This window comes from Streptomyces sp. NPDC091972, assembly GCF_044756385.1.
Classification (GTDB): domain Bacteria; phylum Actinomycetota; class Actinomycetes; order Streptomycetales; family Streptomycetaceae; genus Streptomyces.
The window spans coordinates 808,035-832,033 of sequence record NZ_JBIVSV010000002.1 but is presented as its reverse complement, the minus strand read 5'-3'; the positions used below and the strand labels follow the sequence as shown (position 1 = coordinate 832,033).

Genomic DNA, 23,999 nt, shown 5'->3' with positions numbered 1-23,999 from the left:
GGGACTCGAAAGGGGACGCCCGCACGTATCCTGAAGGCCTTCGCGGACCCTTCCGACGATGTTCCCCGACCACGAAAGCGGCCAGTCATGCGCGTCTACGTCCCCCTGACCCTCTCCGGTCTCGCCGAGGCGTACAAGACGGGTGAGCTGGGGGCCGGACCGCTCCTCGCCTACGCCGTCACGCCCGCCCTGCGCGAGTGGTACCTCTCCGACGACATCGAGGAGCTGGAGTACGCGGCCCTGAACCGGGCAGCGCTGGCCTCGCTGCGGCTGCTGGCCGCGGACTCCGGGGCCGTGCGGCGCCGGGTCGTGGTGGCCGTCGACGTGGCCGACGGGGCGGCGGTAGCCGACCCCGACCGGGCGCTGGACCCCGCGGCGCTGGGTGAGGTGCGGGTCGCCGGGCCGGTGAGGCTGGCCAAGGCGGCCGCGGTGCACGTCGACTCGGACGACGCGGTGGAGGACGTCACCGCCGCCGTGGACGCGCTGGAGGCGGCCGACGCCGGGGACGACGACGCGCAGTTCGTCGTGGACGGGGCCGAGGACCACGAGCTGCTGTGGTACGCCACCCAGGAGATCCCGAACCTGGTGGGACTGGACGGCTGAGCCCGTTCCCGCCGTCCCGGGCCGCGGCTCCACCCGGCGCGACCTGCCGGTCTCTTGATTGTCAGTGGGGGCGGGTACGTTTTCGGCATGGGGAAGCTGACAGGGGCGCACATCGTCTGGGACTGGAACGGCACGCTGTTCCACGACAACGACGCGATCATCGGGGCGACGAACGCGGCATTCGGCGAGCTGGGGCTCGCGCCGATCACGATGGAGCAGTACCGGGCGCTGTACTGCGTGCCGGTGCCGAAGTTCTACGAGCGACTGCTCGGCCGGCTGCCCACCGACGCCGAGTGGGAGCTGATGGACGACACCTTCCACCGGTACTACGCCGAGCACCGGGTGGGGTGCGGGCTCACCGACGGCGCGGTGGAGCTGCTCACGGGGTGGGGCTCGGCCGGGCGCAGCCAGTCGATCCTCAGCATGTACGTCCATGACGAGCTGGTGCCGTTGGTCCGCGGGTTCGGGATCGAGGAGCACTTCCTGCGGGTGGACGGGCGGACGGGACCGTCCGGGGGGAGCAAGGCGGAGCACATGGAGCGGCATCTCGCCGCCCTGGTGGGAGTGGAGGCGGCCCGGACCGTGGTGATCGGGGACGCCGCGGACGACGCGGTGGCCGCGATGCGGGTGGGAGCACGGGCCGTGCTGTACACCGGCGGGTCGCACAGCCGGGCCAGCCTCGAAGGGGTGGGGGTGCCCGTGGTGGACACCCTGGCGGAGGCGGTCGCGGAGGCCGAGCGAATAGCGGCGTGACGGCCTGCCGCCGTTCCGCGACCACGGCGGCGTACGGCAGGTACCGGCGCCGCGCCGGCTAGCTCACCGGTGCCTTCGCCCTGAGCACCTTCAGGAACTCCCGCATCCAGGCCGAGTGATCCGGCCAGGCGCGGGAGGAGACCAGGGTGCCGTCGACCACCACCTCGGTGTCCTGGTAGGCCGCGCCGGCGGACTGCATGTCGGGTTCGAGGGCCGGATAGGCCGTGACACGGCGGCCGCGGAGGCCGTCGACCGCGGCCGTGAGCAGCGGGCCGTGGCAGATCTGGGCGACCGGCTTGTCCGCGTCGAAGAACGACTTGAGGATCTTGCGGAGCTCGGGGTCGTTGCGCAGGTACTCGGGGGCGCGGCCGCCGGGGATGACGAGAGCGGCGTACTGGCCGGCGTCGACCTCGGCGAAGGCCAGGTCGGCGGGCCAGGTGTAGCCGGGCTTCTCGGTGTAGGTGTCGAAGCCGGGTTCGAAGTCGTGGACGACGAAGCGCAGCTGCTTGCGGTCGGGGGCCGCGACATGGACGTCGTAGCCCTCCTCACGCAGGCGCTGGTAGGGGTACAGGACCTCCAGTGACTCCGCGGCGTCACCGGTGACGATGAGGATTTTTGCGGTCATGTCGGCAAAGTGCACCGACGGGGCGTGCTTGCCAAGAGGGTGTGCGAAAAGGAGGGAAGAAGGTCATGGCCTGGATGCGACGTCGGCACTGTGCAGAGTGTCAAAGTTCCACCCCCGGTTTTGTACACATACGGCTCATGACGGCCCCCCTGTGGGGAGCGATAGCCTTGGTGGCGTGATCAGCGCGATAGTTCGCGGGGGCGCTGTGGCCCCCGCCCCGCGCCCGGTGCGCACGGAACACCTCCGTGGCCGGGCGGCGGCCGCTGGTCCTCGCGGGCGGGACGGGGCCGTAGGGGCCCTCATGACGCCGAGCACACCCTCGTCACCGGCGCGGCAGAGAGCAGCGTCACACCTGACGGGCGTGTCGAGAATGGCCGATATACCCCCGCTCATCTCACCCTGCGGCATAGCGTCGGAGCAGACCGGAGACCCCGGGCCGTGGCGTCGAGCCGCAGGGGAAGAGACCGTACTTCCTTCTACGTCACGCAACGGCGCGCGACAGGAGTCAGAGGACAATGCAGACCAAGCTGGACGAAGCCAAGGCCGAGCTGCTCGAGAGGGCCGCGCGGGTAGCTGAGAACAGCCCGGCCGGGGGGCACCTACCGACTGGGACGACGGACGACGAGACCCCCCGCACCCCGGACACCCCGGACAGCGAGACCGTCCTCGCGTTCCTCCAGCGCTACTACCTGCACACGGCCCCCGAAGACCTCGCCGACCGCGACCCGGTCGACATCTACGGAGCCGCTCTCTCCCACTTCCGGCTGGGCGAGGCCCGCCCGCAGGGCACGGCCAACGTGCGGGTGCACACCCCCACGGTGGAGGAGAACGGCTGGACCTGCACCCACTCGGTCGTCGAGGTCGTCACCGACGACATGCCCTTCCTCGTCGACTCCGTCACCAACGAGCTGACCCGCCAGGGCCGCGGCATCCATGTCGTGATCCACCCCCAGGTCGTCGTCCGCCGCGACCTCACCGGCAAGCTGATCGAGATCCTCGCCGCCCCGCCCTCCGCCGCCGACCTCCCGCACGACGCGCACACCGAGTCCTGGATCCACGTCGAGATCGACCGTGAGACCGACCGCGGCGACCTCAAGCAGATCACCGCCGATCTGCTGCGCGTCCTGTCCGACGTCCGGGAGGCCGTCGAGGACTGGGAGAAGATGCGGGACGCGGCCCTGCGGATGGCCGAGGAGCTGCCCGCCGAGCCCGTCGCCACCGATCTGCGCGACATGGAGATCGAGGAGGCCCGCGAGCTGCTGCGCTGGCTGGCCGACGACCACTTCACCTTCCTCGGCTACCGCGAGTACCAGCTCAGGCCGGACGACTCCCTCGCCGCCGTGCCCGGCACCGGCCTCGGCATCCTGCGCTCCGACCCGCACCACGCCGGCGAGGAGGGCCACCCGGTCAGCCCGTCCTTCGAGCGGCTGCCCGCCGACGCGCGCGCGAAGGCACGCGAGCACAAGCTGCTCGTTCTGACCAAGGCCAACAGCCGGGCCACCGTGCACCGGCCGTCCTACCTCGACTACATCGGGGTCAAGAAGTTCGACGCGGACGGCAACGTCGTCGGCGAGCGGCGCTTCCTCGGACTGTTCTCCTCCGCCGCCTACACCGAATCCGTACGCCGGGTTCCGGTCATTCGGCGCAAGGTGGACGAGGTGCTCGAAAGGGCCGGATTCTCGCCCAACAGCCACGACGGCCGCGACCTGCTCCAGATCCTGGAGACCTACCCGCGCGACGAGCTGTTCCAGACCCCGGCCGACGAGCTGGAGTCCATCGCCACCTCCGTCCTCTACCTCCAGGAGCGGCGGCGGCTGCGCCTCTACCTGCGCCAGGACGAGTACGGCCGCTACTACTCGGCCCTCGTCTACCTGCCCCGCGACCGCTACACCACCGGCGTCCGCCTCCGGATCATCGACATCCTGAAGGAGGAACTCGGCGGCATCAGCGTCGACTTCACCGCCTGGAACACCGAGTCGATCCTGTCCCGGCTGCACTTCGTGGTCCGCGTCCCGCAGGGCACCGAGCTGCCGCAGCTCAGCGACAGCGACAAGGAGCGCATCGAGGCCCGCCTCGTCGAGGCCGCCCGCTCCTGGGCCGACGGCTTCGCCGAGGCGCTCAACGCCGAACTCGGCGAGGAGCGCGCCGCCGAGCTGACCCGCCGCTACGGCAACGCCTTCCCCGAGGGCTACAAGGCCGACCACAGCCCCCGCTCCGCCGTCGCCGACCTGGTCCAGCTGGAGCGGCTCGGCGAGGAGAACGACTTCGCGCTCAGCCTGTACGAGCCGGTGGGCGCCGCCCCCGAGGAGCGCCGCTTCAAGATCTACCGCAAGGGCGACGCCATCTCCCTGTCCGCCGTCCTGCCGGTCCTCAACCGGCTCGGCGTCGAGGTCATGGACGAGCGGCCCTACGAACTGCGCTGCTCCGACCGAAGCATCGCCTGGATCTACGACTTCGGCCTGCGCATGCCCAAGTCGCAGAACGGCTCGGGCGACTACCTCGGCGACGACGGCCGCGAGCGCTTCCAGGAGGCCTTCGCCGCCACCTGGACCGGCAAGGCGGAGAACGACGGATTCAACGCCCTGGTGCTGAGCGCCGGCCTGAACTGGCGTCAGGCGATGGTGCTGCGGGCGTACGCCAAGTACCTCCGCCAGGCCGGCTCCACGTTCAGCCAGGACTACATGGAGGACACCCTCCGCAACAACGTCCACACCACCCGGCTGCTCGTCTCCCTGTTCGAGGCGCGGATGTCGCCGGACCGCCAGCGCGCCGGCCACGAACTCGTGGACGCCCTCCTGGAGGAGCTCGACGCCGCGCTCGACCAGGTCGCCTCGCTGGACGAGGACAGGATCCTGCGCTCCTTCCTCACCGTCATCAAGGCGACCCTGCGCACCAACTTCTTCCAGGAGGCCACGGGCGGCAAGCCGCACGACTACGTCTCCATGAAGTTCGACCCGCAGGCCATCCCCGACCTCCCGGCCCCGCGCCCGGCCTTCGAGATCTGGGTCTACTCGCCGCGCGTCGAGGGCGTGCACCTGCGCTTCGGCAAGGTCGCGCGCGGCGGACTGCGCTGGTCCGACCGGCGTGAGGACTTCCGCACCGAGATCCTCGGCCTGGTCAAGGCGCAGATGGTGAAGAACACCGTCATCGTGCCGGTCGGCGCCAAGGGCGGCTTCGTCGCCAAGCAACTCCCCGACCCGTCCGTCGACCGGGACGCGTGGATGGCCGAGGGCATCGCCAGCTACAAGACCTTCATCTCGGCGCTGCTCGACATCACCGACAACATGGTGGCCGGCGAGGTCGTGCCCCCGGCGGACGTCGTCCGGCACGACGAGGACGACACCTACCTCGTCGTCGCCGCCGACAAGGGCACCGCGACCTTCTCGGACATCGCCAACGGGGTCGCCGAGCAGTACAACTTCTGGCTCGGCGACGCCTTCGCCTCCGGCGGCTCGGCCGGTTACGACCACAAGGGCATGGGCATCACCGCCCGCGGCGCCTGGGAGTCCGTCAAACGGCACTTCCGCGAACTGGACCTCGACACCCAGTCCGAGGACTTCACCGTCGTCGGCATCGGCGACATGTCCGGTGACGTGTTCGGCAACGGCATGCTGCTCAGCGAACACATCCGTCTGGTCGCCGCCTTCGACCACCGGCACATCTTCATCGACCCGAAGCCGGACGCGGCCGCCTCCTACGCCGAGCGCCGCCGCATCTTCGAGCTCCCGCGCTCCAGCTGGGCCGACTACAACACCGAGCTGATCTCCACAGGCGGCGGCGTCTTCCCCCGTACCGCCAAGTCGATCCCCGTCAACGCCCACGTCCGCGAGGCCCTCGGCATCGAGGACAAGGTCACCAAGATGACCCCGGCCGACCTGATGAAGGCCATCCTCAAGGCGCCGGTGGACCTGCTGTGGAACGGCGGCATCGGCACCTACGTGAAGGCGTCCACCGAGACCCACGCGGACGTCGGCGACAAGGCCAACGACCCGATCCGCGTCGACGGCGCCGACCTGCGCGTGCGGGTCGTCGGCGAGGGCGGCAACCTGGGCCTGACCCAGCTCGGCCGGATCGAGTTCGCGCTGCACGGCGGCAAGATCAACACCGACGCCATCGACAACAGCGCGGGCGTGGACACCTCCGACCACGAGGTGAACATCAAGATCCTGCTCAACGGCCTGGTCGCCGAGGGCGACATGACCGTCAAGCAGCGCAACAAGCTGCTCGCCGAGATGACCGACGAGGTCGGCCGCCTGGTCCTGCGCAACAACTACGCGCAGAACACCGCGATCGCCAACGCGCTCGCCCAGTCCAAGGACATGCTCCACGCCCAGCAGCGCTTCATGCGCCACCTGGTGCGCGAGGGCCACCTCGACCGGGCCCTGGAGTTCCTGCCCACCGACCGCCAGATCCGCGAACGGCTCGGCGCGGCACAGGGGCTGACCAGCCCGGAGACGGCCGTCCTGCTGGCGTACACGAAGATCACGGTCGCCGAGGAACTGCTGCACACGTCGCTCCCTGACGACCCGTACCTGCACGGTCTGCTGCACACGTACTTCCCGAAGGCGCTGCGGGAGCAGTTCCCCGAGCACATCGACAACCACCCGCTCCACCGCGAGATCACCACGACCGTCCTGGTCAACGACACGGTCAACACCGGCGGCACGACCTACCTGCACCGCCTGCGCGAGGAGACCGGCGCGTCGCTGGAGGAGATCGTCCGGGCGCAGACGGTGGCCCGCGCGATCTTCCGCTCGGGCGTGGTGTGGGACGGAGTCGAGGCACTCGACAACAAGGTCGAGGCCGCCGTACTGACCCGTATCCGCCTGCACTCGCGCCGCCTCGTCGAACGCGGCACACGCTGGCTGCTCAACAACCGGCCGCAGCCGCTCCAGCTCGCCGAGACCGTCGAGTTCTTCGGCGACCGCGTCGAACAGGTGTGGTCGCAGCTCCCGAAGCTGCTGCGGGGCGCCGACCTGGAGTGGTACCAGAAGATCTACGACGAGCTGAGCGGCTCCGGCGTCCCGGACGAACTCGCCACGCGCGTGGCCGGATTCTCCTCGGCCTTCCCGACACTGGACATCGTCTCGGTGGCCGACCGCATGGGCAAGGACCCGATGGACGTCGCCGAGGTGTACTACGACCTCGCCGACCGGCTCCACATCACCCAGCTCATGGACCGCATCATCGAACTCCCCCGCGCCGACCGCTGGCAGTCCATGGCCCGCGCCTCCATCCGCGAGGACCTGTACGCGGCCCACTCGGCGCTGACGGCCGACGTCCTGGCGGTGGGCAACGGCACGTCCACGCCCGAGCAGCGCTTCAAGGCCTGGGAGGAGAAGAACGCCCCGATCCTCGGCCGGGCCCGCACCACCCTGGAGGAGATCCAGAGCTCGGACGCGTTCGACCTGGCCAACCTGTCGGTGGCCATGCGCACGATGAGGACACTGCTGCGGCAGCACTCCTGAGGCCTACGGCCCCTTCGCCGGGCCTACGACCATGAGGGCGCCCGGGACTTCACGGTCCCGGGCGCCCTCGCCGTCGTGCTGCAGGAGCTGTGGGTGGAGCTGTGCTGTCAGGCGGCGGCCTTCTGCCGGGCCTTCGCCTTGTCCGGACCGCCCGTGAAGTCCTCGTAGGCCGCCAGGACCTCGTCGGTGGGGCCGTCCATGCGCAGCTCGCCGCGCTCCAGCCACAGCACCCGGTCGCAGGTGTCGCGGATCGACTTGTTGCTGTGGCTGACCAGGAACACCGTGCCCGCGTGCTTGCGGAGCTCGCGGATGCGGGCCTCGGAGCGCTTCTGGAACGAGCGGTCGCCGGTGGCGAGGGCCTCGTCGATCAGGAGGACGTCGTGGTCCTTGGCGGCGGCGATGGAGAACCGAAGCCGGGCCGCCATGCCCGAGGAGTAGGTGCGCATCGGGAGGGTGATGAAGTCGCCCTTCTCGTTGATGCCGGAGAAGTCGACGATCTCCTGGTAGCGGTCCCTGACCTGCTCGCGGGACATGCCCATGGCGAGGCCGCCGAGGTGGACGTTGCGCTCCCCAGTCAGATCGTTCATCAGGGCCGCGTTGACGCCGAGCAGCGAGGGCTGACCGTCGGTGTAGATACGGCCGTTCTCCACCGGGAGCAGGCCCGCAACCGCCTTGAGCAGGGTCGACTTGCCCGAACCGTTGGTGCCGATCAGGCCGATCGCCTCGCCCTTGTAGGCGACGAACGACACGTTCCTGACGGCGTGCACCCTGCGCACGCCCGCCGCCTTCTCGGCCTGGCCCCTGCGCAGCATGCGGTTCAGGGCGGCGGTGGCCGAACCCTTGCCCGCGCCGGTGCCGTTGACGCGGTAGACGATGTCGACGCCGTCGACGACGACGGTCGGGATCTTGTCGGTCTCGATGTCAGCCACGGCCGTACGTCTCCTCAGCCTTCCAGAAGTAGATGAAGCCCCCGACGCCGGCGAGCAGCGCCCAGCCCACGGCGATCGCCCACACGTGGTGCGGCAACTGGCTCGCGTGGAAGCTGTCGATCAGGGCGTAGCGCATCAGGTCGATGTAGACGGCGGCCGGGTTGGCCTGGAGGACCGGGACCACCCAGGACGGCCAGTCGTGGTGGCCCTTGGCCAGCTTGTCGATGCTCCACATCACCCCGGAGACGTACATCCAGGTGCGCAGGACGAACGGCATGAGCTGCGCGATGTCCGGTGTCTTGGCGCCCATCCGCGCCACGATCATCGAGACGCCCGCGTTGAACGTGGACTGGAGCACCAGCGCCGGAACCGCCAGCAGCCAGGACGCCGCGACCGGGACACCGAAGCAGAGCAGGATCACGACCAGGGCGGCCATCGAGAACAGCAGCTGCTGCAACTGCTGGAGCGCGAACGAGATCGGCAGCGCGGCCCGCGGGAAGTGCAGCGCGCGCACCAGACCGAGGTTGCCGGAGATCGCCCGGGTGCCCGCCATGATCGAGCTCTGGGTGAACGTCCAGATGAACACACCCGTCACCAGGAACGGCACATAGTCCGGCACGTTCCTCTTGGTGCCCAGCAGCACACCGAAGATGAAGTAGTAGACCGCCGCGTTCAACAGCGGGGTCATCACCTGCCAGACCTGGCCGAGCTTGGCCTGGCTGTACTGCGCGGTGAGCTTGGCGGTCGAGAACGCGGTGATGAAATGACGCCGCGCCCAGAGCTGACGGACGTAGTCGGGCAGGGAGGGACGGGCGCCGCTGACCGCGAGGCCGTGCCGGGCGGCCAGGGCCGAGAGGTCTTCGTCGGCTCGGGGCGCTGTCGGGGGCGGGGTGTCGAGGACCTGGCTCACATCCGTTGCTTTCGCTCGGGGGTGGGGGTGGTGCACATGTGCGGCCGGCACGCCCGTCATCCGGCGTTTCCTTACGAGACTCTTCACGTTTTCTTACGTCGGGACGGGACCGTATCGTCGCAACGCGAGCGTACGGCGAGAGTGCGTCGGAACGCAACCGTTTCGTCGTCACGCGCGACGTCGGGACGAAACCGTTTCGTCGTGCCGCGCCACGTAGGGACGAAACCGTTTCGTCGTGCCGCCTCGCGTCGGAACGTAACCGTTTCGTCGCTACGCCCTATGCTGTCCGCATGACGACCAACGCCGACGCGCCGCAGACCCGTACGCGCCGCCGTGCCCCGGCAGGAGCCGCCGTACTCCGTGAGGACGTGACCGACGCGATCCGGGCGGCCGTGTTCGAGGAGCTCGCGGCCGTCGGTTATGCGCGGATGTCGATCGAGGGCATCGCGCGTCGCGCGGGTGTCGGGAAGACCGCGGTGTACCGCCGGTGGCGTTCGAAGCTGCACCTGGTGCTGGACGTCGTGTCGGAGATCGCGGTGATGGGTCTGCCGGTGCCGGAGACGGGTTCGCTGGAGGATGACCTGCGGATGCTGTACGAGGTGACGTCGCGGGCGCTGCGGCATCCGGTGGCCTCGCAGATCATTCCGGATCTCCAGGCGGAGGCGGCCCGTAATCCCGAGATCGCCGAGGCGTTGCAGAACGCGTTGCAGAAGGGTCAGGAGGGCGTCGCCAGCAAGATCATCTCGGCGGCGGAGCAGCGCGGGGAGCTCCGCGCGGGCCTCAACGACGAACTGGCCCTGGATCTGATCTCCGGCCCCCTGTACTGGCGTTCGGTCGTGATCCGCAGCCCGAAGCTGCCGAAGGGCTATCTGGCGGCGTTGGCGCGGGCGACGACGGAGGCGTTGAAGGCGCTCTGAGCCTCAGCGGCCGGGCCCGGCGTCCGGTGCCGCGCGCAGGGCGAGGAGTTCCGGGGCGAGCACCTGGATCCGGCTGTCGCCCGTGCCGTTGCCGCCGCTTTCCGTGGGCCCGATCAGTCCGTCCCGCCGGAGCCGGGACAGTGCGCGGTTGACCGTGACGCGGGTGACTCCGAGGAGGTCGGCGAGTGCGCGCTGACCGCCGGGGAGGGGGCGCGGCTGTCGGTGCCGTGCCGGCTCAGTTCGTCGAGGAGCCAGGACGCGAGGCGGGCCTCGCAGGGCAGGGTGGCCGTGTCGGTGAGCCGTTCCTGCTGGGCGCGTGCCTGCGCGGCGAGGAGCCGCAGGACGTGGGCGCGGACGGCCGTGGAGTCGTCGAGCAGGGTCGTGAAGCGGGTGCGGGGGAGGGCCCGTACGGCGCAGGGGGTGAGTGCGGTGAAGGTGGCCGTGTGGCCGGCTCGGTCGAGCAGGGCGACCTTGTCGAGGGCGCAGGGCCCGGACCAGGTGCCGAACCGCAGGACGCGTCCGGCGGCGGTCGTGGCGGACGCGGAGGCGGTGCCGTCGAGCAGGACGAGCAGGTGGTCGGCGGGGGCGCCCTGGTGGCGCAGGATCTCGCCGGGGCCGTAGCGGCGGGGGACCGAGGTGTCCCACAGGTGGCGCAGGTCGGGCTCGGGGAGGGCGGCGAACAGCGGGACGTCCTGCAGTCGCCGCCAGTCGGAGGTGGGCACGGCGGCTGCTCCTTCCCTCGCTGTATCGGCTGATACAGACGGGCGCGGCGGGCTGAGCCCAGCATCGTCGCGTCGGATTGTCGTCCTGGGAAGGGGACCTTGTGCTGGTCGTGGATCTCGCCTTCACCTCCGCGCCGGAACGCCTCGCCGCCCGGCCCGCTCACCGTGCGGTGCTCGGCCGTCTGCACGCGGAGGGGAAGCTGTTCGCCGCGGGGCCGTGGGCGGACGACCGGGGGCGATGCTGCTGTTCGCGGTGGAGCGGGCGGAGTTGGAGGAGCTGCTGGAGGCTGATCCGTACTACCGCTCCACTCCGGGGGTCGAGGTGCGGGCGATCCGGGAGTGGGTGCCGGTCGTCGGGGGCTGAGGTGAGCCGTGCCCCGCAGGCCCGCCCGGACCTCCGGGACGCGTCCCGCGCGCCCTGCCTTCGACACCCCGCACCCCCGCCCCCACCCCTCACCGGCCCTACTCGATGACCAGGTCGACCTCGATGTTGCCGCGGGTGGCGTTGGAGTAGGGGCAGACCTGGTGGGCCTGCTCGACCAGCTTGCGGCCGGTCTCCGCGTCCACGGTGTCGGGGAGTTCGACGCGGAGGGCGACCTTGAGGCCGAAGCCCTCGCCCTGCTTGCCTATGCCGACCTCGGCGGTGACGGCGGCGTCGCTGACGTCCACCTTGGCCTGGCGGCCGACGAGGCCGAGGGCGCTGCCGAAGCAGGCGGCGTAACCGGCGGCGAAGAGCTGCTCGGGGTTGGTGCCCTGTCCGTTGCCGCCCAGTTCCACCGGCGGGGCCAGAGCGACGTCGATCTTGCCGTCGTTCGTGTAGGCGCGGCCGTCCCGGCCGTGGGTGGCGGTGGCGACAGCGGTGTAGAGCGCGTCCATGGGAAACCGTCCCTCTCGAAGTCGTGTTCCGGCGGCTCTTCCGGGGCCGCCTCACGGCCATAAGTAGAGCACACAATTCAATTGCGCACAACTAAATGGCTCGCAAGAGCTATCCTGGAGCCATGGACACGCCCCCGACCACGGCAAGCGCTCCCGCCGCGACCCCGGCCGCCACCGACTGGCTCCGCCTGGACCAGCAGATCTGCTTCTCCCTGAACGCGGCCTCCCGCGCCTTCGGCGGCCTCTACCGCGTGATCCTCAAGGACCTGGGGATCACGTACCCGCAGTACCTGGTGATGCTGGTGCTGTGGGAGCACGGCGATCTGCCCGTCAAGAAGCTCGGCGAGCACCTGCGGCTCGACTCGGGCACCCTCTCCCCGCTTCTCAAGCGACTGGAGGCGGCCGGCCTCGTCCGCCGCGAACGCAGCACCCGCGACGAGCGTTCGGTGGAGGTGCGGCTCACCGAGGAGGGCGTCGCCCTGCGTGAGCGCGCGGAGCAGGTGCCCCGCCGGATCGTCTCGGCGACCGGCTTCGACGTGGACGAGATCAGCGACCTGCGGGCCCGCCTCGACCAGCTCACCTCGGCCCTGGACGCGGCGGTGCACGCCGAGCTGCCCGACGAGGACTGACGTGACCGGCGCGCCGGCCGGCCCGGCACCGCACGTGCCCCCGTCGCGCGCACGGTGACGACCGGGGCGCCCTGGTTCACTGATACGCGGACACGGGTCAACCGAAGAGGGGACGGCCGTAGATGACCTGGCTGATCACCGGCGGTGCCGGTTACATCGGGGCGCACGTCGTGCGGGCGCTGACCGAGGCGGGCGAGCAGGCGGTCGTGTACGACGACCTGTCCACCGGCGTCGCCGAGCGCGTGCCGGCCGCTGTGCCGCTGGTGACGGGTTCCACGCTGGACGCCGAGCGGGTCGCGCACACCCTGGCGGACCACGAGGTCACCGGTGTGGTGCACCTCGCGGCGAAGAAGCAGGTCGGCGAGTCGGTGGAGCTGCCGCTGCACTACTACCGGGAGAACGTCGAGGGCCTGCGCGTCCTTCTGGAGGCGGTGACGGCGGCGGGGGTCCCCTCCTTCGTCTTCTCGTCCTCGGCGGCGGTGTACGGCATGCCGGACGTTCCGCTGGTGACCGAGCGGACCCCGTGCGCGCCGATGTCCCCGTACGGCGAGACCAAGCTGGCCGGGGAGTGGCTGGTCCGCGCCACGGGCCGGGCGACCGGCCTGTCCACCGCCTGCCTGCGCTACTTCAACGTGGCGGGAGCGGCGAGCCCCGAACTGGCCGACACGGGTGTCTTCAACATCGTCCCGATGGTCTTCGAGAAGCTCACGGAGAACGCCGCCCCGCGCGTCTTCGGCGACGACTACGACACCCCCGACGGCACCTGCGTCCGTGACTACATCCACGTCGTCGACCTGGCCGAGGCGCACGTGGCCGCGGCCCGCGCCCTCCAGTCGGCCCCGGGCCGTGACCTCACCGTCAACATCGGCCGCGGCGAGGGCGTCTCCGTCCGCGAGATGATCGACCACATCAACGCCCTCACCGGCTACGACCGCCCCCCGACGGTCGTCGCCCGCCGCCCCGGCGATCCGGCCCGGGTCGTCGCCTCCGCCGATCTGGCGGCCTCGGAGCTCGGCTGGCGGGCCAAGCGCGACGTCCAGGACATGATCACGTCGGCGTGGGAGGGCTGGGTGCGGCTGCACCCGGAGGCGGTCAGGGGTTAGGTCCCTCGTCGAAGTGCAGCGGGCAGGCGGGAGTTCGACGACAGGGCCTACCGGCGCGGCCGGCGTCCCGGCCGCCCGACCGGGCGCCAGGTGGACGGGCGGGTCGGTGTGGGATGGGAGGCGCTGGACGGCATCGGCCCCTCCTAGCGGGTCTCGGCGACGGGCGTGTCCGTTGCCGGCCGGGGCACGGTGGCCAGCGGGGTCCGGTCGAGCGCCGCCGCGGCCGACGGCACCGGGTGCCGCTCCGCGAGCGGGACCACCTCCGGCAACTCGGTCTCGCCCAGGACGACACGGCGTACGACCCGCTCGGCGGCGCGGCCGTCGTCGTACGGGCAGAAGCGCTCGCGGAACGCCGCGCGCAGTTGGGCGGAGCGGGAGCCGCGCCAGTGGCCGGTGGCGAAGATGTCGATCAGTTCGTCCTCGCTGCGCGCGACCGCTCCGGGTGCGAAGGACCGCAGGTCGAAGTAGGTGCCGCGGGCCGCCTCGTACGCCTCGCGGTCGTCGGCGTGGATCACGATGGGGCGGTCCAGGTTGGCGTAGTCGAACATCAGGGACGAGTAGTCGGTGACCAGGGCGTCCGAGGCGAGGCAGAGGGACTCCACGCTCGGGTGGCCGGTGACGTCGACGATCCGGCCCGTCGGGTGCGGGACGAGCGGGCCGCCGTGCCGGTGGTGGGCGCGGGCCAGCACGACGAAGCGGGGGCCCAGGCGGCGCAGCACGCGGTCCAGGTCGAGGGGGGTGTGCTGGGTGCGGCGGTAGTCGCGGTGGGTGGGCGCGTACAGGATCGCCACCGAGCCCTCGGGGATGCCGAGGGACTCGCGCAGCCTCCGCACGTCCTCCGAAGTCGCCCGCTGGAACACGTCGTTGCGGGGGTAGCCGTAGGGGAGCGTGGTGTAGCGGCCGGGGTAGACCCGCTCCCAGGTGAGGGTGGTGTGGCGGTTGGGGGACAGGAGGTAGTCCCACTGGTCGACGCCGTGCAGCATCGCCTCGAAGTCCGTTTGACCCGCGGCGGCGGGGCGTTCCCGCAGGTCCAGGCCCATGTGCTTGAGGGGCGTGCCGTGTTGGGTCTGGAGGAGGACCTGGCCGGGGCGCTTGACCAGGCGGTGGTCGAAGCCGGTGTTGTCGACGAGGTACTTGGAGCGGGCCAGTGCCGTCCAGTGGGCGGCCGTGCCGGGGCGCAGCCTGCGGGTGGCGGTCGGGATGGTGTGGTGGTGCTCGGGGCGGGCGACCCACGCGGTGCGGATGTGCGGGGCGAAGGTGCGGAACGCCTCCTCCAGGGCGCCCGGGTTGCAGCCGTGGCCGCGGCCCCCGTACGCGGCGAAGACGGCACGGTCCGCGCGCAGGGGGAGGCAGCGCTGGACGCGGTAGTGGAGGCGGAGGGCCGCCGTGCGCAGGGACCGGGCGAGGCGTGCGGCCGGGCGGGCGGTCCGGCGGCCCAGGCTCCGGGCCAGTTCCGTGAGCCGGTGGGTGCGGTACAGGCCGAGGCGGATCACGGTGTGGCGCAGCCGGGAGCGCACCGGGGCCGGGTGGCCCGGGGTGCGGTGGGCGCGGTGGTGGGCACGGGCGCGCCGCAGGAACTCGGCCCGGGCGCCGCGCGGCAGACGGCCGGGCCCGGTGAACACCGCCCACAGGTCGTCCACCATGCGACGGAACAACACCGGGCGCCAGCAGGCGAGTTCGGGGCGCGCGGTGAGGTGCGCGAAGACCCTGTCGTACTGCTCGAACAGGTCGAAGTGCCCCGTCGCCTCCGGGAGTTCGCTCCTGCGATGCCGCCGGTGGTGGACGCAGACCCGGTCCAGGGTGGCGATCGACTCGGCGGCCATCAGGACCGGGTAGGTCCAGGGCAGGTCGGCGTGCCGGCCGGGCGGGAACGCGAAGCCCCCGCGCTCGACGAACTCCCTGCGGTACGCCTTGTTCCAGGCCACCGGCGGCACCCGCAGCAACCCCGGGCGGTCCTCCAGGCGGAACGGCGCCGGGCCGCGCTCGGTGAGCCGGCCCGCGGAGGTCTCGCGGACCTGCTCGCCCGACCGGTCGACGAGCGCGTGGTCGTGGACCAGGACGTCCGGCTCGCCCGTCTCCTTCAGCCGGTCGGCGACGGCCCGCAGCGCGTGCGGGGTGAGCGTGTCGCCGCCGTCCAGGAACAGCAGGTAGTCGCCCGTGGCCTCGGCCGTCCCGGCGTTGCGGGCGGGGCCGAGTCCCGAGTGCCGTGTCAGGTGGACCGCCCGGACCCGGGGATCGCGGGCCGCGAACTCGTCGATGATCTCCCCGCACGCGTCCGGCGAGCGGTCGTCGACCGCGATCAGCTCCAGATCCTCGTACGACTGCGACAGCACCGATTCCAGGCACGCTTGCAGGTGGGCCTGAACCTCGTACGCGGGGACGATGACACTGAACCTGGGCACGGCACATCCAAGGGTCGGCGCGGGAGTTCTGCCCGGGAACGCCCCAGCGCGGCCCGGGGTTACGGTCCGTACGGCATTCGGGCGAACGCGAAGGGGCGGACCGTCTCCGGCCCGCCCCTCCAAATGCGCTGTCTGCGACGCTACTTGACCGCGCCCGCCATCACCCCGGACACGAACTGCCGCTGGAACGCGAAGAACACGATCAGCGGAATCACCATCGAGATGAAGGCGCCCGGTGCCAGGACGTCGACGTTGTCGGCGAAGGCACGCATCTGGGTCTGGAGGGCCACCGTGATCGGCTGGCTGTCGGCGTCGGTGAACACCAGCGCGATCAGCATGTCGTTCCACACCCACAGGAACTGGAAGATGCCCAGGCTCGCGATCGCGGGCCCGCCGAGCGGCATCACCACCCGTACGAACAGGCGCAGTTCGCCCGCGCCGTCCAGCCGTGCCGCCTCCAGGAGTTCACGGGGGATCTCCGCGAAGAAGTTCCGCAGCAGGAACACCGCGAACGGCAGGCCGAAGCCCACATGGAAGAGGATCACTCCCATGATGTTGCCGAACAGGCCGATCTTGCCGAAGAGTTCGGCGATCGGGATCAGCGCCACCTGCACCGGCACCACCAGCAGCCCGACCACGGCCATGAACCACCAGTCGCGGCCCGGGAACTCCATCCACGCGAACGCGTAGCCCGCGAGCGCGCCGATGACGATCACCAGGATCGTCGCCGGGACCGTGATCAGCACGGTGTTGACGATGGAGCCGGTGATGTCGCTGTTGTGGAGCAGCTTGTCGTAGCTGTCGAGGGTGAGCTGGGAGGGCTTGGTGAAGACCTTCCACCAGCCGGTCGCGGCGAGGTCCCCGGGGCTGCGCAGCGAGGAGATCAGCAGCCCGATCGTCGGCACCAGCCAGAACAGGCCGACGACCACGAGGAAGACGCTGATCAGGCCGCCGCTGACCCGTTCGACGAGCCGTGAACCCAGCGACTGCCGTGCCTTCGCCCCCTCGGCCGGTGCCGTCTCGGGGAGCCTTTCGGCCTGAGTGGTCATCGCCGTACCTCCCGCCTGAGCCGACGAATGTTGAACCACATCACCGGGATCACCAGCAGCAGCAGGAACACCGAGATGGCGCTCGCGATGCCGGGCTGGTCCTCGGCGAAGCCCTTGCGGTACAGCTCCAGGGCGAGGACGTTCGCGTCGTCCTGCGAGGAGCCCGGAGGGATGATGAAGACCAGGTCGAAGATCTTCAGGACGTTGATCATCAGGGTCACGGTGACGACCGCGAGGACGGGCGCCAGCAGGGGCACCGTGACCCTGCGGAAGACCTGCCACTCGCTCGCGCCGTCGACCCGGGCCGCCTCCAGGAGTTCCCGGGGGATGCCCGCGAGCCCGGCCGCGATCAGCACCATCGCGAAGCCGGCCCACATCCAGATGTACGCCCCGATGACCGCCGGCGTCACCAGCGACGGGCCGAGCCAGTCGACCCCGTTGTAGGCCTCCTTGAAGTTGCTCGCCGGAAGTCGGAGCCTGGCCCCGTCGGCCTTCTCGGAGAAGGAGAACGTGCCGTCGTCTCCGGCCTTCGCCGTCTCGACGACCTTGCCGTCCTTGACCGCCTCGATCTTCATGCCGGGGTAGCCGAGTTCGGTCGGGTCGACCCCGCCGAGCTTGCCCACGCCCTTGCCCCGCGTGAAGTCCTGCCAGGTGGTCCCGGTGATCCGGCCCGGGTCCGCCTGCGGCGCCACGGCCTTCTTCGCGTCACCGGGCATCTGGTCCGGGGCGACGCCCACCAGGGGCAGGGTGACCGTGCCGCCGGTGTGGACCGTGGCCTTGGTGACGAAACCGCCGCCCTGGGGCACCAGCGGCGAGTTGCGGCCCGGGTGGGCCTTCGGGAACGCCGAGGACTGCGCGAACGTGTCGTGCACGCCCACCCACACCGCGTTCGCGAACCCCTTGTCCGGGTCCTGGTCGTAGACGAGCCGGAAGATGATGCCCGCCGCCAGCATCGAGATCGCCATCGGCATGAAGACGACCAGCTTGAACGCCGTTCCCCAGCGCACCCGTTCGGTCAGCACCGCGAAGATCAGACCGAGCGCGGTGGCGATCGTCGGCGCGAACACCACCCAGATGATGTTGTTCTTCAGGGCCGTGCGGATGCCGTCGTCGGTGAACAGGGCCTTGTAGTTGTCGATGCCGGCGAAGCCGTCGCCGGACTGGTCGTAGAAGCTGCGGACGATCGAGTACCCGATCGGGTAGACCACGAGCGCGCCCAGCAGCACCAGGGCGGGCAGCAGGAACAGCGCTGCCACGGTCCTGCGCGTGCCGGTCACGCTCTTGCGCGACTTGGGAGAGGCAGGGGCCGGAGGGACCCCTGCCTCGGTGGCTGCTGTCATCGCCTCAGTTCCCGTAGGCGGCCGCCGCGTCGGCCTCCAGCCTCGCCTGCGTGCCCGCGACGTTCTTCGGGTTCGCCAGGAAGTCCTGGAGCGCCTTCCACTCACCCTTGCCGGGGGTGCCGCCGAAGGCCTGCGGGGCCTGGTCCGACATGTCGAAGCGGAAGTCGTCGCCCGAGTCGATCAGCGCCTTGGCGATCTTCTGCTGCACCGGGTTCGGATACGACGAGACGTCCACGCTCTTGTTCGGCGAGAGGTAGCCGCCCAGCTTGGCCTGGATCGTCGCCGCGTCCGGGGAGGCCAGGAAGGTGGCCAGCGCCTGCGCCGCCTTGGAGTCCTTCAGGATCACGGCCGCGTCGCCGCCGGAGACCACGGGGGCCGTGTCGCCGACCTTCGGGAAGGGGAACACCTTCGCGTCCGTGCCGACCTTCGCCTTCGCCGTCTGGATGTTGACCTGCGCGAAGTCGCCCTCGTAGACCATCGCCGCCTTGGGCTGCTCACCGCCGGTGAAGGTCTGCGTCACCGAGGCCGGGAAGTCCGTCTGGAGCGCGCCCTTGGCGCCGCCCGCGACATAGTCCTTCTTGCCCCACACCTGGGCCAGCGTGGTCAGCGCGTCCTTCACGGACGGGTCCGTCCACTTGATCTCGTGCTTGGCGAGCTGGTCGTACTTCTCCGGGCCCGCCTGGGAGAGGTAGACGTTCTCGAACCAGTCCGTCAGGGTCCAGCCCTCGGCACCGCCCACGGAGAACGGTGTCACGCCCGAGTCGTAGACCGTCTGGGCCGTGGTGAGGAGCTCGTCCCACGTCTTCGGCTCGGAGGCGCCCGCGTTCTCGAAGACCTTGGCGTTGTACCAGATCAGCGACTTGTTGGCGGCCTTGTAGTAGACGCCGTACTGGGTGCCGCCGACCTTGCCGATGTCCTGCCAGCCCTGCGAGTAGTTCTTGGCCAGCTCGGCCTTGGCCTCCGCGCCGAGGGGCTTGGCCCACTTCTTGTCCACGGCCTGCTTGATCGCGCCGGGCTGCGGAAGCATCGCGATGTCCGGCGGCTGGCCGCCCGCGACCTTCGAGCCAAGGAAGTTGACGATCGGGTCCTGGGCGGGCACGAAGGTCACCTTGGCGCCGGTGCGCTTCTCGAACTCCGCAAGGACCTTCTTGAAGTTGGCCTGTTCGGCGCCGCTCCAGACGGCGGCGACCTCCAGGGTCTGACCGTTCAGTTTGGGGAGGGTGACCGTGGTGCCGGTCTCCTTGCCGCCTGTCGCGCCCGAGTCACTGCTCTTGTCGTCGTCTCCGCCGCATGCGGTGAGCGACAGGGCGAGGGCCGCCGCGAGGGCGGCGGCCGCCGATTTCGCAGCCCTGTTCGCTGACCTGGGCTTCCGCTGGGTGCTGCTGGTGGTGCGCATCACGACCCCGTTCTTCGTTCCTCGTCGAACGTCCGAGGGCTGTCCCGTGCGATCTGGTCTACGCCGGGGGAACGAGGTCGGCAAGTGGGCGTCCGCTGTCAACCGGAAGATCGTGATGCCGTCGTGACCAGTGCCGGTGCGTCGTGGCACGCGTCGGCCGGGGGCGGCGCCCCCGGGCCCCTCGATGGCTACAGCAGGGACGGGACCTCTGTCGCAGCGACTTCCCTCGCCGCGCGTTCCAATGCACTTGCCAGCAGGGCAAGATCCGTCGGTCCGTTGCCCAGTTCGCGGACCGGGCGGCGGGCCGGGGGGTCGCCCATGCGTTCCCATTCCAGCGGGACGACCGTGGGCCGCAGGGTCGCGGTGCGGGGGATGCGGCCGGTGACCCGGCCGGCCTGGAAGGCGGTGACCCGGCCGTCGGGCCGGGTCAGCCGGCCACGTCCGGGAGCGGGTTCCTCCGGGCCGGTGGCCGGGGCGTCCAGGGCGACGCGGAGGGTGGCCCGGCGGGCCGCTTCCCACTCCGCCGTACGGCCGCCCGGACCGGTCGCGGCGACCAGGTGCACGCCCAGGCGCTCACCCTCACGGGAGACCGCCTCCAGCGCGCGTATGACCGAGCCGGCGGCCGGCCTGCCCGGCGAGCCGAGGGGCGGGGAGACCAGGGCGTCCAGGTCGTCCACGACCACCACGAGACGGGGGAGCGGGGGTGCCGTCTCCGTCTGCCGCCGGGCCGCCGCCGGGCGCAGGCGGATCGTGGAGCTGGGCGGCGAGTCGAGATCGCCGGAGGCCGGGTCGCCGGGGGCGCCCGCGGTGCCCGCCGTGCCCCGAGGGGACGTGCGCCGGGGGGAGGGGGAGCGCTGGGCGACCATGCGGCCCGACACCTCCCGGCCGGTGTGCCACTCCGCGAAGTCGCAGCGGCCGAGCAGCTCCGCGCGCCGCTTCAGCTCGGCGCTCAGGGACTGCGCGAACTCCCGCATGCGGACCGGGTCGTTGGCGGTGAGGTGGGTGGTCACGTGCGGTACGTCCGTGCACACGCGCAGCCCCTCGCCGTGGCCGCCGGCGGTCACGCTGTCCCGGCCGTCCATCAGGACGACGCTGAGGCGGTCGGGGCGCTCGGCCGAGGCCAGCGAGGCGACGACCGCCCGCAGCAGTTCCGTACGGCCGCTGCCCGCGGGGCCCTCGATCAGCAGGTGCGGGCCCTCCGCCACGAGGTCGGCGCAGACCGGACCGCGCGGTCCGGCCCCCAGCACCGCCCACGCCCGGCCGCCGAGCGACTCCGGGTCGTCGGCCGCGTCCGCCCAGCGGGTCATCAGCGACGGCGGGGTGGCCCGGGCCAGCCCCAACTCGTCGAGCAGCCGGGCCGACCGGGGCAGCGGCGAGGACACGCGCGCGTGGCCCGCGGCGGCGGTGCCGTCCGTCCGCAGCGGTGCCAGCGCCCGCGCGAACCGCTCGGCCCAGGCCACGGAGACGGCGTCCACCGCGGCGATCGTGCCGTGGCCGACGGGGGCGGGGGCCGCGGTGAGGTGGAGGGTGTCGGCGTCGGTACGGGCGCCCGGGCCGGCGGGACGGGCCTGGGCGCCGGTGCGGTGCGCGTCGGCGTGGCGTGCGTCGGCCGGGGACAGGGGGGTGCGGGTGCGGCCGGGCTCCGGGGCGGCGGTGCGGTAGGCGTCGGTGCCGTCGGGGCCGGTCTCCGTGGGCACCCCCGCGCGCGCCACCCGCATCAGCCGCAGGGCCGTCGCCACGTCCCCGCTGAGCAGCCCGACCGCCCCGCACTCGCGGAACGTGGGGGCCGCCGCGCACGCCGCCTCGTAGGTGTCCGTCACCGGGGAGGCGGGCGAGGCCGGGGCCGTCTCGGCCAGGCAGACGACGTGGATGCCGGCCCGGGGGCCCTCCGCCGCCAGCCGCGCCATCGCCTTGCGCAGATCCGCGCCGCCCGGGTCGCCGTCCACGACGACCACGGTGTACGGCCCCGGGAAACCGCCGCCCGGACCGTCCTCCGCGTCCTCCCGGGCCCAGGAGGGCCGTCGGACGGCAGTGCCGGGACGGTTCTGCGGGGCGGCGGAGCGGGCGGCGGGGACGGCGGGGGCGAGCTCGGCGTCGGTCAGGTGGTCGTCCAGGCGCCGCAGGAGTTCGTCGGCGCGGGCGGCGGCCTGTTCGCGGTCGTGGGCGAGGAGGAGACGGCAGTCCTGGCCGTGTCCCGGGCGGACATGGGGGAGCCAGCCGAGCCAGGACCACTCGGCGACCCGCTCGTGGGCGGGCCGGGACCGGTCCGTGCTGATCAGGACGATCTCCAGGGTCTCCGGCGCGTGCAGGGCGGCGAGCTGGGCCACCACCGCGCGGGCCAGCCCGGCGAGCCGCGCGCGCGGACCGGCCAGCCCGAGCGCACCGGCCTCGCGCAGGTCCGCGGTGACCGGAACCGCCGGCAGCAGTCCCGAGCCGTCGGGGGCCGCCCGGTCGGCGGTGCCGAGCCGCACGGTGAGCGCCTCCGGATGGCCGGGCCCGCGCTCCCACAGGCGCGCGCCCGGACCCAGCGCCGTGAGCAGCAGGGCGGCCGGGTCGGGCCAGACCTCGGGCACCTGGGGCCCGGCGGCCGACGGCACCGCGGTGACGGACGCGGCCGTGCCGTCGTACGCCTCGTCCTGCCCGGACGGCTCCTGCTCGCCCCGTCCCCCGGCCAGCCGCCGGGCCCACGCGGACAGCCCGCCGCGCCGCCGCACGCCTTGCGGTACGTCGGTCCCGCGCAGAGGAGTGCCCTTGCGGCGGCCGGCCGCGGGGGCGTCCGGGGCGTCGGCGGCGGAGGACGCCGAGGAAGGGGAGGAGCCGTCGTGGGCGGCCGGGGGAGGCGGGGGGACGGCGGTCGTGCGCGTCACCTCGAAGGAGCCGAGGCCGGACCGGCCGCCGTGGGTGTCCCCACCGGAGGCACCGGTGTCCGGGCGTCCGGCACGGGAGTCGTCCCGGTGCTCGATCCGGGGCGCGCTGCCCTGACCCGGTACGACGACCGGCGGCTCGAAGGGGCCGTGGCCCTGCGCACCCGTGTCCCCGGGACCGCCCGACGCACCCCAGCTCGCGGAACCGTAGGCGTGATGGGTGCCGTCGGCGGGCGGACGGGGGGAGGCGTCGCCGCTGTCACGGCCGTCCCGCGCGCGTGCCGAGCCCTCGGCCGAGGCGGACGCGGCCCTCGCCGACACCCGGCCCCGCGCGCGTGGCGAGGCCGGTCCGGTGACCGGGCCTGCCGCACCCCTGTCGTCCTCGTGCGGTCCTGCCGTCCCGCGGTCCGGGGCAGCGCCGGACTCCGAGCCCCGGCGGGCGGCGGGCACGCCCGGTCCCTGACCGCCGCTCGGCCCACCGGCCGGCGCGGAACCCGCGTGTGCCAGGCTTGCGCCCGCTGTGGGCCCGGAGCGGCCGGCACGGGCGGCGTCCGCGCGCCCGAGCCCCCGCTCGTCGCCCGGCCACGGCCCGGCCTCGTCGGAGGTGATCCGCACATGGCCCTCGCCGTCCGGTTCCGTCCCGAGCCGTCGTCCGCCGCTCGGCGACAGCCGGAGCACCGACTCGCCGATCCTCAGGAGCGCCCCCGGAGGGAACCGGACCGGGCGGGTGCCCACGCGGACGCCGTCCAGGGTGGTGCCGTTGGTGGAGTCGAGGTCGGCCACCGAGACGCGGCCGTCGGGCGCGACCGTGACCGCGCAGTGCAGGCGGGAGACGTCGGGATCGTCCAACGGGACGTCGGCGTCGGCGGAGCGGCCGATGTGGATCTGGCCGCCGTGCAGCAGATGGACGCCGCCGGCGTCGGGGCCGGCGACCACGTGGAGCTGGGTGGGGGCGTCGTCGAGCTCGGGATGGGGCTCGGGGGCCGCCGGAGCGCCCAGGGACAGCACGGCCCCGTCGATCAGCGGGGGCTCGCCCAGGGTGGCGCGCTGGGCGTCCAGCCGCTCGCCGTCGGCGTACAGCACGACCGGACCGCCGCCGCGCTCGGCCTCGCCCGCGCGGGAGGCGGCCCCGTCCCCGGGGACCGCCGAGGCGAGCGCGGTGGCCACCGCGGCCAGTGCGGTGCCGACGGGGGCGGTGACCAGCACGTCGCGACTCGCGGCGCGGCCCCGGGTCCGGTCGGGCGGGCCCAGCGGGTCTACGACGGTCAGCCGGATCTGCATCGCCGTCAGCGGTCCCTTCTGCTCGGACGCGGACAGCCCCACCCCCGCACGAGCACATCGGCCAGTACTGCACGCATCCTCGCACCTGACACTGACAACGCGCCCGTCGCCCGAGGGCAAGTGATCTTGATT

17 protein-coding genes and 1 pseudogene are annotated in these 23,999 nt (G+C 72.1%); 7 read left to right on the top strand and 11 right to left on the bottom strand.

Going from position 1 to position 23,999, the window contains the following annotated elements; all coding sequences use genetic code 11:
- The first annotated feature begins 87 nt into the window (after positions 1-87).
- Positions 88-603 (top strand): DUF6912 family protein, encoded by a 516-nt coding sequence (locus tag ACIQJT_RS08985; protein WP_402641257.1) that lies wholly within the window; start codon positions 88-90, stop codon positions 601-603.
- A gap of 87 nt (positions 604-690) precedes the next feature.
- Positions 691-1,356, top strand: coding sequence for an HAD family hydrolase (locus ACIQJT_RS08980; protein WP_053852577.1), 666 nt, complete (start codon positions 691-693; stop codon positions 1,354-1,356).
- A gap of 58 nt (positions 1,357-1,414) precedes the next feature.
- Here ACIQJT_RS08980 and ACIQJT_RS08975 read toward each other — a convergent pair whose 3' ends face one another.
- Positions 1,415-1,981: a DJ-1/PfpI family protein gene (locus tag ACIQJT_RS08975; protein ID WP_402641253.1), complete on the bottom strand. Its 567-nt coding sequence runs from the start codon at positions 1,979-1,981 to the stop codon at positions 1,415-1,417.
- A 515-nt stretch (positions 1,982-2,496) separates the two neighbouring features.
- On the opposite strand from ACIQJT_RS08975, the gene ACIQJT_RS08970 reads away from it, so the two are divergent.
- Positions 2,497-7,449, top strand: coding sequence for an NAD-glutamate dehydrogenase (locus ACIQJT_RS08970; RefSeq protein ID WP_365449612.1), 4,953 nt, complete (start codon positions 2,497-2,499; stop codon positions 7,447-7,449).
- 107 nt (positions 7,450-7,556) lie between these two features.
- On the opposite strand, the gene ACIQJT_RS08965 is transcribed toward ACIQJT_RS08970, so the two are convergent.
- Both ACIQJT_RS08965 and ACIQJT_RS08960 read right to left on the bottom strand, forming a co-directional pair.
- Complete coding sequence (locus tag ACIQJT_RS08965) at positions 7,557-8,378, bottom strand: ABC transporter ATP-binding protein (RefSeq protein WP_365449614.1); 822 nt, start codon at positions 8,376-8,378, stop codon at positions 7,557-7,559.
- Positions 8,371-9,288, bottom strand: a complete 918-nt coding sequence (locus ACIQJT_RS08960) for an ABC transporter permease (protein ID WP_365449616.1) — start codon at positions 9,286-9,288, stop codon at positions 8,371-8,373. Before ACIQJT_RS08960 ends, ACIQJT_RS08965 begins: the two co-directional genes overlap by 8 nt.
- A gap of 290 nt (positions 9,289-9,578) precedes the next feature.
- On the opposite strand from ACIQJT_RS08960, the gene ACIQJT_RS08955 reads away from it, so the two are divergent.
- Positions 9,579-10,205, top strand: coding sequence for a TetR/AcrR family transcriptional regulator (locus ACIQJT_RS08955; protein WP_053850341.1), 627 nt, complete (start codon positions 9,579-9,581; stop codon positions 10,203-10,205).
- 3 nt (positions 10,206-10,208) lie between these two features.
- Here ACIQJT_RS08955 and ACIQJT_RS08950 read toward each other — a convergent pair whose 3' ends face one another.
- Positions 10,209-10,460 carry a helix-turn-helix domain-containing protein gene (locus ACIQJT_RS08950; RefSeq protein WP_402641351.1) on the bottom strand — a complete coding sequence of 84 codons (252 nt, stop codon included), beginning with the start codon at positions 10,458-10,460 and terminating at the stop codon, positions 10,209-10,211.
- A 170-nt stretch (positions 10,461-10,630) separates the two neighbouring features.
- Positions 10,631-10,927 (bottom strand): annotated as a pseudogene (locus tag ACIQJT_RS08945) (cyclic nucleotide-binding domain-containing protein); the annotation flags it as partial.
- Positions 10,928-11,144: 217 nt separating this feature from the next.
- On the opposite strand from ACIQJT_RS08945, the gene ACIQJT_RS08940 reads away from it, so the two are divergent.
- Positions 11,145-11,291, top strand: a complete 147-nt coding sequence (locus tag ACIQJT_RS08940; RefSeq protein WP_402641247.1) for a hypothetical protein — start codon at positions 11,145-11,147, stop codon at positions 11,289-11,291.
- A gap of 98 nt (positions 11,292-11,389) precedes the next feature.
- Here ACIQJT_RS08940 and ACIQJT_RS08935 read toward each other — a convergent pair whose 3' ends face one another.
- Complete coding sequence (locus ACIQJT_RS08935) at positions 11,390-11,803, bottom strand: organic hydroperoxide resistance protein (protein WP_125192855.1); 414 nt, start codon at positions 11,801-11,803, stop codon at positions 11,390-11,392.
- A gap of 122 nt (positions 11,804-11,925) precedes the next feature.
- On the opposite strand from ACIQJT_RS08935, the gene ACIQJT_RS08930 reads away from it, so the two are divergent.
- A complete protein-coding gene (locus ACIQJT_RS08930; protein ID WP_402641244.1) occupies positions 11,926-12,432 on the top strand; it encodes a MarR family winged helix-turn-helix transcriptional regulator in 507 nt (168 codons plus the stop codon).
- Positions 12,433-12,554: 122 nt separating this feature from the next.
- Positions 12,555-13,535, top strand: coding sequence for a UDP-glucose 4-epimerase GalE (gene galE, locus ACIQJT_RS08925; protein WP_402641241.1), 981 nt, complete (start codon positions 12,555-12,557; stop codon positions 13,533-13,535).
- Between the two features lie 143 nt (positions 13,536-13,678).
- On the opposite strand, the gene ACIQJT_RS08920 is transcribed toward galE, so the two are convergent.
- From ACIQJT_RS08920 to ACIQJT_RS08900, 5 genes are all read right to left on the bottom strand, one after another.
- Complete coding sequence (locus tag ACIQJT_RS08920) at positions 13,679-15,937, bottom strand: CDP-glycerol glycerophosphotransferase family protein (RefSeq protein ID WP_402641238.1); 2,259 nt, start codon at positions 15,935-15,937, stop codon at positions 13,679-13,681.
- Between the two features lie 140 nt (positions 15,938-16,077).
- Entirely contained in the window at positions 16,078-16,986 is a 909-nt protein-coding gene (locus ACIQJT_RS08915; RefSeq protein ID WP_365449628.1) for a carbohydrate ABC transporter permease, read from the bottom strand.
- A complete protein-coding gene (locus ACIQJT_RS08910; RefSeq protein WP_402641235.1) occupies positions 16,983-18,326 on the bottom strand; it encodes a carbohydrate ABC transporter permease in 1,344 nt (447 codons plus the stop codon). The genes ACIQJT_RS08915 and ACIQJT_RS08910 overlap by 4 nt, the downstream gene beginning before the upstream one ends.
- A 4-nt stretch (positions 18,327-18,330) precedes the next feature.
- Positions 18,331-19,722, bottom strand: coding sequence for an ABC transporter substrate-binding protein (locus tag ACIQJT_RS08905; RefSeq protein WP_402641232.1), 1,392 nt, complete (start codon positions 19,720-19,722; stop codon positions 18,331-18,333).
- A gap of 188 nt (positions 19,723-19,910) precedes the next feature.
- Positions 19,911-23,867: an FHA domain-containing protein gene (locus tag ACIQJT_RS08900; protein WP_402641349.1), complete on the bottom strand. Its 3,957-nt coding sequence runs from the start codon at positions 23,865-23,867 to the stop codon at positions 19,911-19,913.
- Positions 23,868-23,999 lie beyond the last annotated feature (132 nt).